11 protein-coding genes are annotated in these 12943 nt (G+C 42.3%); 9 read left to right on the forward strand and 2 right to left on the reverse strand.

Annotation, left to right across the window (positions count from 1 at the left end):
• Positions 1 to 12: 12 nt before the first annotated feature.
• The 3 genes from HP548_RS22025 to HP548_RS22035 all read left to right on the forward strand — a co-directional run bounded on the left by HP548_RS22025 (position 13) and on the right by HP548_RS22035 (position 3155).
• Complete coding sequence (locus tag HP548_RS22025; RefSeq protein ID WP_175382851.1) at positions 13 to 1032, forward strand: Gfo/Idh/MocA family oxidoreductase; 1020 nt, start codon at positions 13 to 15, stop codon at positions 1030 to 1032.
• Position 1033: 1 nt separating this feature from the next.
• Entirely contained in the window at positions 1034 to 2020 is a 987-nt protein-coding gene (locus HP548_RS22030; RefSeq protein WP_175382852.1) for a Gfo/Idh/MocA family protein, read from the forward strand.
• A 136-nt stretch (positions 2021 to 2156) separates the two neighbouring features.
• Positions 2157 to 3155: a LacI family DNA-binding transcriptional regulator gene (locus HP548_RS22035; protein ID WP_175382853.1), complete on the forward strand. Its 999-nt coding sequence runs from the start codon at positions 2157 to 2159 to the stop codon at positions 3153 to 3155.
• A gap of 53 nt (positions 3156 to 3208) precedes the next feature.
• On the opposite strand, the gene HP548_RS22040 is transcribed toward HP548_RS22035, so the two are convergent.
• Positions 3209 to 5881, reverse strand: a complete 2673-nt coding sequence (locus tag HP548_RS22040) for a CHASE3 domain-containing protein (RefSeq protein ID WP_175382854.1) — start codon at positions 5879 to 5881, stop codon at positions 3209 to 3211.
• Positions 5882 to 6157: 276 nt separating this feature from the next.
• On the opposite strand from HP548_RS22040, the gene HP548_RS22045 reads away from it, so the two are divergent.
• On the forward strand, positions 6158 to 7066 hold the full coding sequence (locus HP548_RS22045) for an AraC family transcriptional regulator (RefSeq protein ID WP_175382855.1): 909 nt from the start codon (positions 6158 to 6160) through the stop codon (positions 7064 to 7066).
• Between the two features lie 228 nt (positions 7067 to 7294).
• On the forward strand, positions 7295 to 8287 hold the full coding sequence (locus tag HP548_RS22050) for an aldo/keto reductase (RefSeq protein ID WP_175382856.1): 993 nt from the start codon (positions 7295 to 7297) through the stop codon (positions 8285 to 8287).
• 66 nt (positions 8288 to 8353) lie between these two features.
• Here the strand turns inward: HP548_RS22050 and HP548_RS22055 are convergent, their stop codons facing one another.
• Entirely contained in the window at positions 8354 to 9259 is a 906-nt protein-coding gene (locus HP548_RS22055; RefSeq protein ID WP_099854058.1) for an AraC family transcriptional regulator, read from the reverse strand.
• A 155-nt stretch (positions 9260 to 9414) separates the two neighbouring features.
• On the opposite strand from HP548_RS22055, the gene HP548_RS22060 reads away from it, so the two are divergent.
• From HP548_RS22060 to HP548_RS22075, 4 genes are all read left to right on the forward strand, one after another.
• Positions 9415 to 10323, forward strand: coding sequence for a DMT family transporter (locus HP548_RS22060; RefSeq protein ID WP_175382857.1), 909 nt, complete (start codon positions 9415 to 9417; stop codon positions 10321 to 10323).
• 53 nt (positions 10324 to 10376) lie between these two features.
• The gene (csaA, locus tag HP548_RS22065; RefSeq protein WP_175382858.1) at positions 10377 to 10709 is read left to right on the forward strand and encodes a chaperone CsaA; all 333 of its coding nucleotides are present in this window, start codon (positions 10377 to 10379) and stop codon (positions 10707 to 10709) included.
• A gap of 192 nt (positions 10710 to 10901) precedes the next feature.
• A complete protein-coding gene (locus tag HP548_RS22070; protein ID WP_175382980.1) occupies positions 10902 to 12092 on the forward strand; it encodes a glycoside hydrolase family 5 protein in 1191 nt (396 codons plus the stop codon).
• The gene (locus HP548_RS22075; RefSeq protein WP_175382859.1) at positions 12089 to 12940 is read left to right on the forward strand and encodes a metallophosphoesterase; all 852 of its coding nucleotides are present in this window, start codon (positions 12089 to 12091) and stop codon (positions 12938 to 12940) included. The genes HP548_RS22070 and HP548_RS22075 overlap by 4 nt, the downstream gene beginning before the upstream one ends.
• The last annotated feature ends 3 nt before the right edge of the window (positions 12941 to 12943 follow it).

A 12943-nucleotide genomic window follows, 5' to 3' on the forward strand; every position in this document is an offset into this window, starting at 1 on the left:
GGGGGAATTCATATGTTAACCATCGGTTACATTGGCAATGGCAAAAGTACAAATCGTTATCATCTTCCTTTTTCATTGAATCGGGATCATTTGAAAGTAAAAACGATATACGCCCGTCATCCGGAGAAAACGGAGTGGGAGAAAGTTCCTGGTGTTCTGTATACAGATGATCTTGCAGCTTTTATGAATGACGATGACATTCAGTTAGTAGTGGTATGTACACACACCGAATCTCATTATGAGTATGCAAAGAAGGCACTCGATTACGGAAAGCATGTACTTGTTGAAAAACCTTTTATGCTGACCAAGGAAGAAGCCGAATCCATTTTCCAATACGCCAAAGAAAAAAATCTCTTGATTCAATGTTATCAGAACCGACGATATGATTCGGATTTTCTGACGACTAAGAAAGTGATTGAGTCAGGAAAGCTTGGCGATTTGCTGGAAGTGGAGATGCATTACGATTATTATCGACCGGAGATCCCGAATGCTACCACCCATTTTTCCAAATGCAAAAGTTATTTATACGGGCACGGTGTTCACACCATTGATCAAGTATTATCCTATTTCGGGCAACCGGACAAGATACATTACGATGTCCGTCAATTGCTGGGGCCTGGCAGAATGAATGATTATTTCGATCTGGACTTTTATTACGCTTCGCTGAAAGTATCAGTCAAATCTAGCTTTTTCCGCTTAAAGCCCCGCCCGAGTTTTATAGTATACGGCAAAAAGGGAGTATTCGTAAAACAAACTGAGGATCGTCAAGAGGAACATCTGAAGTTATTTTACCTTCCTGAGGGACATCCCGATTTTGGTAAGGATTTGCCTCAGCACTATGGCGTACTGACGTACCTGGATGACGCAGGAATATACCATGAAGAAAAAGTGATCTCTGAACAAGGCGATTATGCAAGAGTGTATGACGATATCTATGAAGCCATCAACCATGGCAAAGAAAAAGTGATTCAAGACAAAGAAACGATCGCGGTTATGGAAATATTGGAAAAAGGTATGGAGGAGTGTAACTAATATGAAACTCGGAATTGTCGGAGCCGGAATGATTGTAAGGGATCTATTGAGCTTTATTCATGAAATTCCTGCGATTACGTTAGAGGCCATATGTTCCAGACCTGGTCATCAGGATAAATTGCTAACTCTGCAAGAAGAGTATGGTATTGCACAAATATATTCGGAGTACAGCGATATGATTGCAAATGATGAAGTGGATACGATCTATATCGGACTACCAAATCATCTTCATTATGCATATGCCAAAGAAGCGTTATTAGGCGGCAAACATGTTATCTGTGAGAAGCCGTTCACTTCCAATTTGCAAGAATTTCTTGAACTTAAAGAGATTGCACGGCAAAAACAGCTGGTGTTGGTTGAAGCCATCACAAACCAATATTTGAAGAACTATTTGTCTATGAAGGAGAATCTGCACAAACTGGGTGACATCAAAATTGTGGAGTGTAACTATTCCCAATATTCATCCCGCTATGAGGCTTTTCAGGCTGGAGAAGTGCTGCCGGCATTTAATCCGGAAATGTCTGGTGGAGCCTTGATGGATATTAATTTGTATAATATTCATCTGGTCGTAGGGCTTTTCGGGAGTCCGAAGAAGGTGGAATACTGGGCCAACATGGAACGCGGAATAGACACTTCAGGTATGTTGCTTTTGGACTACGGTGAGTTCAAGTGTGTGTGCATTGGTTCCAAAGACAGCACAGCCCCCAATGCAACGAACATCCAGGGCAATAGAGGGTATATCCATATGACGAGCTCGACCAACAAATGTGAATCCTTTGATCTTGAGCTTCATAAGGAAACGCCGATTCGGGTAGATGTTAAGGATCATCCTCATCGCATGTATGACGAGTTTGTTGAATTCGAGCGTATGATTCGTGAACAAGATTTGGAGAAAGTCACAGCTATGCTTGAGCATAGCGAGAAGGTGATGGAGGTTATTGAGCAAGCCAAACAATCTGCCAATCTTGTATTTGGACCTGATCGATAATATATTCTGAAATTACAGTATGATTATTGTATTATCTTTTTGTGCATTTCCCAAGATGACTGTGTTAAAATGCGGTGAAAGATATAAAAAGTTTATATGTCAGTGAACCAATAACAGTCTTCTTGGGGAGTATTTAATGATAACGATTAAAGACGTAGCAAAGTTAGCGGGTGTCGCGAGTTCAACCGTGTCCTATGTACTCAACGGCAAAAAACATGTAAGTGAGCACACAAGACAGAAAGTACTTGCAGCAGCAAGTGAGCTTAATTACATCAAGCACGGAGCCGCATCCGAATTAAAGCGAAAAAACACACAAACGATTGGTGTTATTGTTCATGATATGTCCGTCCCCTATTTTTCCGACTTGGTGAGTGGAATTGAATCCAGCGCCATAAGTCAGGGATATGATCTGATCGTATGCAGTTCTTTAGGCGGAGAGCGATCGACAGCCGCACGCTTTATCAGAGAGAGAAGGCTGGACGGCGTGATTGTAATCGCTGAAAATATTGAAGATGAGTTGTTGTTGCAGGCTGCTGAAACGGGATTTCCTATTGTTGTGATGGACCGGGAACTCCATAGTGAGCATATTGTAAATGTTCTGATGGATGATGAGCAGGGGGGGTATATGGCAACCCGTTTCCTTCTGGATAAAGGTCACCGCGCAATAGCCTACATTAGTGGACCTTTAAATTCGGATTGTAATCTGATGCGATATCAGGGTTATCTGAGAGCTATGCATGAAGCTGGGGTGGAAGAAAATGAGAATTGGAGACTTGGCGGCCAATTTCTGAAAACAGGTGGCTACAACGCAGCAAAGTTGCTAATGGAGGGAGAGCTTCCAACGGCAGTCTTTTTTGCGAATGATGAAATGGCCATTGGTGGCTTAGAGGCATTTAAAGAACACCAGGTTTCCATACCCGAAGATCTATCCATTATTGGATTTGATAACATACATGTAACCGAATACTTAAATCCACCTCTTACGACTTTTCGACAACCCAAAACAGATGCAGGCTCCTTTGCTGGACATGTACTCATTCAAATGTTAAAAGGAGAAGCTGTTGAGTCTACTTATAGGATCAATATACAGTGTGTCGAGCGAGACTCTGTTTCGCAGATGATCCTTTCTGAATGAAAATAGACTCAAAGAGACCCAACCTCAGTAAGGAGAAGTGGGTCTCTTCGTTGTTAACTTTTATTTGAAAGCAACATTCTCATGATTACTAATAGATGTTCCATGTTGATTGGTTTGCTCATATACTCTGTGGCTCCTGCGTTAATAATCCTCTTGCGATCTTCACTCATAGCCCGTGCCGTCAAAGCAATAATCGGCAGATTTTGATATTCTTCCATCAGCCTGATCTGTTGGATTGCTTCATAACCATCCATAACTGGCATCATAATATCCATTAAAATCAGATCTATAGCCGAGGATTGCTTCAGTTCCAGCAAGGCTTGTTCGCCATTTTTAGCTATGGAAACCTTCAGGCCTTGTGCTTTTAGAACCTTGCTTAAGGCAAACAAATTCCGATCATCGTCATCCACAAGCAAAACGTGTTTGTCCTTTAATATATCGTATTCTACCGAGGGAACTGATTCTGCTGTGGCTGCTATCCGTAAACTTTCGGATATTTCCCAGTCATCGGAGACCTGATCCTTTGTGATGGGTTGCTCATGCTGAGAGAAAGGGTTGTATTGAACAGGTAAATAAACGGTAAAAGTACTTCCACGTCCAAGTTCACTCTCCACAACGATATGTCCACCTAACAACATAGACAGCTCTTTCGTGATAGAAAGCCCCAAGCCTGTTCCTCCGTAGTGACGTTCCGTGTTTTTTTCAGCCTGCTGGAATGCCTCGAATATAATGGATTGTTTATCTTCCGAAATTCCAATCCCGGTATCTTGAACGGAAAACGCCAAAAATGCCTCTTCTGTCAGCCGTTCCGTTTCCAGTAATTCTTCCTCATTGGCCATTCTAATCTCAAGTTGAACAGACCCCTGAGAGGTGAATTTTAAAGCATTGGATAACAGGTTATTGATAATTTGCCTTAATCTCTGAGCATCCGTAAAGATCATATCCGGTACACTGTCTTCAACGTGAACCTGAAGATCAACATGTTTTTCACGGGCAATCTCACCAAAGTATTGCATCACACTTTCCGGAATCTCAGTAACATTGACGGCTTCTGCCTCAATATTTAATTTGCCCGCCTCCACTTTAGACAAATCCAGAATGTCATTGATCAGCTTTAGCAAATCCTCACCGGATGAGTGTATGGCCTGTGCATATTCCAATTCATCTGTTGTCAGTGATTCGGAATTATTTTCTTTGAGAAATTCAGATAATAATAAGATGCCGTTCAGTGGTGTACGAAGTTCATGTGACATGTTGGCCAAAAATTCCGACTTATAACGGGTGCTTCGTTCAAGTATTTCCGCATAGGTAATCAATTCAGCTTGGGCACGTTGTGCCTCAACTGTTTTTTCGTCCGCAATGAGCTGTCGTTCCTCCAGCTTGCCGTTTAGTACTTGCAATGATTCAGCTTGCATCTGAAGCTCCTCAGATTGTGTCTGTAATTCTTCCGTGTACACCTGCAGCTCCTCATTCATTCGTTGGGACTCTGTCAACAAGGATTCAATTTTCATTGTATTTAGAGTGCTGTTGATCGCAGCCCCAAAATCCTCTGTAATCGCCTCCACATAAGAGATTTGAATGGGTGTTAATGGTGAGAAGGCAGCAATTTCCGCAACAGCAAGTACTTCACCCAGGAAACAGATGGGAAACAGTAATAGCGAATGGGGAGGAGCGGAACCCAGAGAAGAAAAGACCTGGACATAATTCTCGGGTAGCTGATGGAATTCCATAAGTTTGGCTTCCTTGGCACACTGTCCCACCAGCCCTTCTCCCATCTGGAAAGAGGTACGAATATTTAATTGGGCATCACCTGCAAAAACAGCAGTTCGAATCATCAGATCCTGTGCATTCTCCTCTTGACGTACATAGAGTGCTGCATAGGGATAATGAAGCTTATCTGCCATATTACTTAGGAAAATGTCGCTTAGAGATTCAATCTCATGGATTCCCTGATATTTTGACATCATGTTATTTGTGTGTTCCTGCAGTTCGATTCGTTCCTGCTGAGAGCTAAGCAATTCATTCGTGACATGTCCCAAATCACTAATTTCATCATTGGATGTGATGGTGATTCGGCTCATCAGGTTTCTGGATGACGTTAAACCCAATATACTCTCCGTAATATTCCGTATTGGTTGGGAAATTGTCCGCGACATTAACCAGGCGGCTGATATCGTCACAACCGCAATGAGTCCCCAAATGAGATAGAGAAGTTCAATCAATAATGTGTTTCGTTCTGCCTGTCTGGCAATTAATTGATCTGTGTTTGCAGTCATGCTTGTACGGTACTCGCTGATTTGAGAGCGAATTTGATCCATCTGATTGATGCCGTCATCCGTTTGATATTGCGTCAGAACATCCCGATCCCGACCCTCCCGTTTAAGAGCAATCAATGGTTCACTTGATGAAGTAATCCAATGATCAACATTCGTTTTCAGGTTAGCAAGACGATTGGCTTGTGTTGAATCTTCCGTACTCCATGACAATAGTTTGTCATAGTTGTTCTGCAATTCTATACGACCTGACAGATAAGGTTCCAAATATTTGTCATTGCCAGTAATGACATAGCCTCTCTGCCCCGTTTCCATATCCAAAATATTTTTCTCCATTTGATTGGTCAGATTGGTGATTTCGCGATCCTGATGCGTAATTACGTTTGTTTCCTCCTGAAGCGCATTAATTCTGGAATGCATAACAAGTACAAAAATCAGTAAAGCTGTACTCATAAAAACAGTTAATGATAGTATTTTATTTTGAATCGTAAAACGTCTTCTGATGACACATGGCCTCCATTCGAGTATATAAAAAATGTAATGCGGAACCCTTTCAATTCTACGCGATTCCCCTCGGTTTAGATAGGTAAGTAGAAAGTTTTATCAGGTTTTATCCGTACTCTGGATGATGTTTGGTCTAAATGGACAAACTTTATGAGCTTCATAACAAAGCACTCATTAATGTTTCCTGTTATTCTATTATTAAAAGCTAAAAAGGCGGGACTATCCATGTCCATGAGAAACGGAAAGATAATCAAGGCACCACAAGAGATGGAACGTGCACCAGACAAGCAAGGAAGCTTAAAACAGAATGGGTTATCCGTTATTCAATTCTGTTTGCATACACAGGGGACAACAGGTTCATTTTTTCTGAAAGATCACATGTTGTTGTTCGTTATATCGGGTGTGTATACGGTCCGATTCAAGGATCAGGAGTACACTGTGCGCAGTGATGAAATGGTGTTTCTTCACAAATCGATTCGTATTGATTACATAAAGTCGGGTGAACCCGGCTCTGAATTTATGCTGGATTATATGATGTTTTTCCTGAATGAAAGTATGCTCGAAGAGTTTGTTCAGTTTTCTGGCTTCAAACAGACAAATAGCGTGAATGAAATCACTCCGGTGTCCATTATTCCGGTCAATGAACTCACTAGCTCGTTCATAGCGTCATTGAAACCCTATTTCGAACATCCAGACAAGGTACAAGATGGACTTGTCCGGCTTAAATTCATGGAACTTCTGTTTCATCTGGCGCAAGCCAATGAACAATTCTTACATCAACTACTGCAACCGAATCATAATCAAAACAGTAACTTCGGCAAAATAATGGAGGAGAATATAACGAATCCCATCTCCATAAGCGATTTGGCTTATTTGTCCGGCAGGAGCCTGTCTACCTTCAAGAGGGATTTTCAGACGCTATACCACACTTCACCCTTGAAGTGGATTCGTAATCAGAGGCTGGACAAAGCCAAGAAACTGTTGGCCGAGACGTCTCTGTCCGTCACCGACGTCTGTTTCTCAACAGGTTTCGAAAACGTTGCCCATTTTTCCAAAGTGTTTAAGCTACAGTTCGGGCTTCCGCCCTCGGAGTTTAGACAGCAATGCAAACGAAGCGAGGAAAAGATTAAATAGGGCCAGCATATTCTGTCCATACTCTAATAACAAGTGACTATGTGCAACTTTTGTGTAAAGCGCTTCGCGATAAAATATCGTGAAACGCTTTTTCCTTATTCGAGACAAATGAGCTAAATAAACAAATCCAATGAGCTTAGCAGCAAAGAAATGCATCTATTTTCTTGTTATTCTTGACACATGCGTTACAACGTTGTCTCAACCTAAATGTCTGAGGAGGATTAACCAATGGAATATGTGAAATTAGGAAATACAGGCATGGATGTATCTCGGCTTTGCCTTGGCTGCATGGGATTTGGTGAACCAGGACGTGGTTTTCATCAATGGGTGTTGAATGAAGAGAATAGTCGTCCCGTCATTCAGAAAGCGTTGGAGCTAGGCATTAATTTCTTTGATACAGCAAACGTATATGCTGGCGGAACAAGTGAGGAGATTCTCGGTCGGGCTCTTAAGGACTACGCTAATCGAGATGAAATTGTCCTTGCAACAAAAGTGTTTTCCCGCATGCATGACGGTCCGAATGGCGCCGGACTTTCTCGAAAGGCAATTATGAGTGAGATCGACAAGAGCCTCAAGAGGCTGGGAACGGACTATGTGGATCTATATCAAATTCACCGCTGGGACAACCATACCCCTATTGAAGAGACCATGGAAGCATTACATGATGTGGTGAAGGCAGGGAAGGCAAGATATATTGGTGCTTCTGCCATGTCAGCATGGCAATTCCAAAAGGCTTTGCATGTCGCCGAGAGAAATGGATGGACTCGCTTTGTATCGATGCAGAACCACTATAACCTGATCTACCGTGAAGAGGAAAGGGAAATGATACCTCTTTGTCAGGAAGAGAAAATCGGAGTAATTCCTTACAGCCCACTTGCTTCTGGCCGGTTGACCAGAGATTGGCAGGAAACAACACAACGTTCCGAAACGGATCAGGTTCAAAAGGCCAAATACGATGCGACAGCCAGCACCGATCGATTGGTGGTAGAGCAGGTAGCAGAAATCGCTGAAAAACGCGGCGTTCCCCGGGTACAAATCGCTCTTGCCTGGCTGCTGCACAAGAATCCGGTTACAGCTCCGATTATTGGCGCTACGAAGACATCCCATCTCGAAAATGCAGCTGAAGCTATATCGATTGCGTTAACATCAGAAGAAATAGCATGCTTGGAAGAACCGTATGTACCTCATCCGGTATATGGACTTAATGTTGGATTTAAGTAATGTAAGAAGAAAAACCAATCCGGAAAGCGGATTGGTTTTTTTGAACAGAACAACATAGAAAACAGACTAATTCTTTCTTTGTTGTTTGATCTCATTACTCGAGTTCCGAAAACTTTTAGGCGTTTGGTTTTGATGTTTTTTGAAAGACTGAATGAAGTTATTTACATGGTTAAAACCAACCCTATGAGCTATTTCAGTTACTGTATAATCGGTTGAAATTAATAGCTCCATGCTCTTTTTGATCCGGTACTTAATTAAGTAATCATACGGTGTCATATGAATGGTCTTCTTAAAACTCCGTGTGCACTCCGAGATGCTCAGATGTGCTGTATCAGCAATTTCTTGCAGGGTAATATTCGTTGAATACTGCTGATGGATAAAGCTGAGCATGAGTTGAAGGCGCTCTTGCTGAAGCTTTACATATTTGGGCGCCTCCTCGGAGGAAAGCGTAATATTATGAATCAAAATTAACCACAATTGTACGGTTTTGATCGAAACCTCATATTCCCAACCCCATTTTTTTGTCATATCAAATCTCTTTTTCATATCCCATAACATATCTAGCACAATCTGTTGCCATTCTACATCGCCCTTGATTACCAGCGACACCAGTGAAGAGTCTGTATAAGGTAAAACATAATTTTTCTCCATGGCACTATCTGCGTAGAAGGCTAACAGCTTTTCAGGGAAATTAAAACTCACATATTGACCGTTGTGGGTCAGATGTGTTGTAACATGCAAGACTCCTTTATTAATTAGGATAGCTTGACCAGCTAATAACTCATGATCAACACCGTTTACCTGTATAACCAACCTTCCTTGAGTAACTAATGTAATCTGTAGTTCTTCATGCCAATGCAAGTCATTAAATCCTCTACCTTCAGGAATAATTTTCTCAGAATTAGCTGTGTACATAATGTAAGGAAATGAAGCATCAGGGAAAAGAATCGTCTCGTGAAGCTGCTTTGACATTTAAATGCGTCCTTTCGAATGGTGATATTTATATATAATATAGCGATATTATTACACAATTAAAATATTAACGATGATATTATTATATCCAATCTTTGTTTTATCACCATAATCCTGTACACAGAATTTGGATAGAACATGTTGAAGGAGAAAGTATGAAAATGAATAAATCGTTGTATCCGCCTCATCCGTACCTGTTGCTTTTTATCAGCATTTTGTCCATCTCCATTTCTTCCATATTAATAAAGTCCTCAGAGACACCAACCTCTGTAGCTGGGATGTACAGATTGTTCATAACCGTAATACTAATGCTTCCTTTTGTTCCTTGGAAAAGTCTTCGAAACCTTAAGATGAGCAAAAAAGATTGGAGTGTTGTATTTTTAGCCGGACTCTTTCTCGGGTTACATTTCTTATTCTGGATGGAGTCACTGGTGCATACCTCCGTTGCAAGTTCCATGGTCATTTTATCGTTGCAGCCCTTATTTGTAATGGTCGGGTCATACTTCATCTTCAAGGAACGAGCAAACATGGTTACGATTCTATGTCTGGTCACAGCTCTTGCAGGGTCAGTTATTATCGCATGGGGTGACATCGGAGTATCTAGAGAGGCGTTGATCGGAGATGGATTATCTTTATTGGGTACCATCGCGGTTTCGGCATATATGCTTGCTGGACAAAAAGTCAGTCACAAAATCGATGCAAATGTGTACAGCATTATTGTCTTCTTTCTTGCGGGGAGTGTCTTGCTTATCTACAGTCTATTTAATCATATCTCCCTGACCGGATATAACACTTCAGATTGGATGTATTTCTTGTTGCTTGCCATAATCCCAACCATTTTTGGACAATTTCTTATTAATCTATTATTGAAATCTTTAGGCGCAACGACGCTTTCTATAGGCATTATTGGAGAGCCTGTTCTTGCGATCATACTCGCCTTTGTATTTCTGGGAGAGACCATCTCTCTGTTTCAGTTTATAGGCGGGATGATGACTGTACTCGGCATGGGGGTATATTTTTGGGCAAAATCCTGGCGATACACCGTTTCTGAAGTTCGAACTTGACGTGAATTTACACATCTACAACTATAAGACAAGTAGAAGAGGAGAATATATATATGGCTACCATTGATGATTTTTTGAAACTGGATATTCGCGTCGGAACCGTTACAAAAGCTGAGTTTTTTGCAGAAGCGAAAGTGCCTGCGATCAAACTTGAGATTGATTTTGGACAAGAGATCGGGATAAAAAGGTCTAGTGCACAAATTACTAAAAGATATGCAGCCGAGAAACTGATCGGGAAACAAATCATAGGGGTAGTCAACTTTCCGCCACGCCGGATAGCCGGGTTCAAATCAGAAGTATTGGTTCTGGGAGGAATACCCGAAAAAGGGGATGTCGTTCTGTTAAAACCAGATATCAAACTGCCCGATGGAACTCCGATTGGATAATAGCTCGTTTTGTCATATTGGTGTAACAGACAACGGGTAAGATGGCTATCGAGGTGATTGATCATGAAGAAAATATCAGCCAAATCGAGTTGGCCAATCGGAAGAAATGTTTTACTCTCGGCGGCCATTTTGGTTGCACTAGCTGGATGCAGTTCTAACTCTGCTTCTCCAAAGCCATTGGAGATTTCAGGGATGAACAGCAGTCAGGAGGAGAAGCAGGCTGTCCCTTCGGAGAAAATGAGCTACTGGAATGAACAGCGAAAAGGGACCAATTTTATGAACTCCACATCTCTTCCTGACAACTATGAAGCAGCCAGGGAACAGGGCATAGAGTTCGTCCGGCTTGCGCCCGATAAGTGGAGTAAGGATCGAGATTTTTTGTTTAACGACAAGCCAGATGCCAATATCAACGCAGATTTTTTGATAGGCAGCTCGGATAAGTACGTAGGTATCGTGGAAGCGGATTTTGCCCGACTCAAAGCGGATCTGGACGCCGCCGAGGCTAAAGGGATGAAAGTGATTATTACAGTGCTTAGCTTACCGGGAGATCGCTGGCGGCAGTTTAACGGGGCCAAGAATGATGATCGGATCTGGAATGATACTGAATATCACAAGCAGGCTGCTCAGTTTTGGAAAGATCTTGCAGCACGATTGAAAAATCATCCTGCCGTCATAGGCTATAACCTGATTAATGAACCTCATCCGGAAACGGGTACGGGTTTTCATGACTTCTGGACGCAGGATTATTCAGAGTGGTATGCCAAAGTGGAACATACCGCAGCTGATCTGAATTCACTCTATGACACGATAACCAAAGAGATCAGGACAGTAGACCAGACAACTCCCATCATTTTGGATTCGGGGCTCTACGCAACACCTTGGGCCTTTACGTATCTGAAACCGATTAATGATCCTAACGTGTTGTATGCTTTTCATATGTATGAGCCTTATGAGATGACAAGCCAGAACAAGAAAAAAGGATTTACGTATTCTTATCCGGGGAGCGTAAAGGTTGGAGATGATGAGAGGGAAAAAGAATTTAACCATCAGGCCCTGAAACAATTTGTCGAGCCTGTCGCCAAATGGGCGTCCGATCATAACATACCTGCAAACCGGATTATAGCTTCCGAATTCGGGACGAATCGAATGGTTCAAGGTGCAGAACGCTACATGTCGGATCTGATATCAATCTTTAATGAATACGGATGGCATTGGGCCTTCTATGCATTTCGTGAAGATACCTGGGATGGGATGGACTATGAACTAGGCAGTGAGAAGCCCAACTGGAAGTATTGGGATGCCATAGAAAAAGGAGAGCAGCCATTACGCGGTACGGTAGACAATCCGATTTGGAATGAGATCAAGGAAAGCCTGACGAAGTGAAATGGAGAAAGATCACCATTGCATTAGTGCTTGTTCTATTAGGGATCGGCTGTTATGCAAGGGAGATTGAACCTAAAGCTCTGGCAGTAACTCGCCTGGATATCGTCAATGAATTCGTGCCAGTATCTATGAATGGAATTCAAATCGTGCAATTTTCTGACACCCACTTGGGTTCCGATTATTCGGTGGATCAGCTTCAATCCTTAGTTGATCGTATGAATCGTCTGAAGCCAGATATCGTAGTGTTTACTGGAGATTTAATGGATCATTACACACGCTTTGGCTCAGATAATAGAAAGAAAGCACAACGAGTATTAGCGAAAATAAATGCACCTCTCGGAAAATATGCGGTTTACGGAAATCACGACAGGGGGGGAGGAGGAAGCCAAAAGTATAAGCAATACATGCAGGACGCGGGGTTTACCGTATTGGTCAATGAGGTACACGCGATCCGTACTGCCACAGGGGATAAAATAAACATAGCCGGACTCGATGATTTTTTGCTTGGAAAGCCGCAAGTTAAGCGTACGCTGCAATCGCTCCGTAAACAGGATTTCAACCTGCTACTCGTCCATGAACCGGATGTTGCGGACCAATTGAGCGCATATCAGATTGACCTGCAACTGTCCGGCCATAGCCATGGTGGGCAAGTCAGAATTCCTTTGATCAAACCGCTTATTACAACTGCATTAGCTCACAAATATGTCGCAGGACTATACTCCTTGCAAGGCAAAAGCAAGCCGCTAAAGCTATATGTCAATCGAGGAATCGGAACCACCCGAATGCCTCTGCGCTTCTTCGCAAAACCCGAGTTAACCGTGATTCGTTTGACTGCCGCTGTAAGCTGATGT

Source organism: Paenibacillus taichungensis, from assembly GCF_013359905.1.
In the GTDB taxonomy this organism is placed as follows: Bacteria; Bacillota; Bacilli; order Paenibacillales; family Paenibacillaceae; genus Paenibacillus; species Paenibacillus taichungensis.

What these genes read in the sequence shown, in the direction of transcription:
- HP548_RS22025 (WP_175382851.1), top strand. Translation starts at nt 13, where the DNA reads ATGTTAACCATCGGTTACATTGGCAATGGCAAAAGTACAAATCGTTAT.
- HP548_RS22030 (WP_175382852.1), top strand. Translation starts at nt 1,034, where the DNA reads ATGAAACTCGGAATTGTCGGAGCCGGAATGATTGTAAGGGATCTATTG.
- HP548_RS22035 (WP_175382853.1), top strand. Translation starts at nt 2,157, where the DNA reads ATGATAACGATTAAAGACGTAGCAAAGTTAGCGGGTGTCGCGAGTTCA.
- HP548_RS22040 (WP_175382854.1), bottom strand. Translation starts at nt 5,881, where the DNA reads ATGAGTACAGCTTTACTGATTTTTGTACTTGTTATGCATTCCAGAATT.
- HP548_RS22045 (WP_175382855.1), top strand. Translation starts at nt 6,158, where the DNA reads ATGTCCATGAGAAACGGAAAGATAATCAAGGCACCACAAGAGATGGAA.
- HP548_RS22050 (WP_175382856.1), top strand. Translation starts at nt 7,295, where the DNA reads ATGGAATATGTGAAATTAGGAAATACAGGCATGGATGTATCTCGGCTT.
- HP548_RS22055 (WP_099854058.1), bottom strand. Translation starts at nt 9,259, where the DNA reads ATGTCAAAGCAGCTTCACGAGACGATTCTTTTCCCTGATGCTTCATTT.
- HP548_RS22060 (WP_175382857.1), top strand. Translation starts at nt 9,415, where the DNA reads ATGAAAATGAATAAATCGTTGTATCCGCCTCATCCGTACCTGTTGCTT.
- csaA (WP_175382858.1), top strand. Translation starts at nt 10,377, where the DNA reads ATGGCTACCATTGATGATTTTTTGAAACTGGATATTCGCGTCGGAACC.
- HP548_RS22070 (WP_175382980.1), top strand. Translation starts at nt 10,902, where the DNA reads ATGAACAGCAGTCAGGAGGAGAAGCAGGCTGTCCCTTCGGAGAAAATG.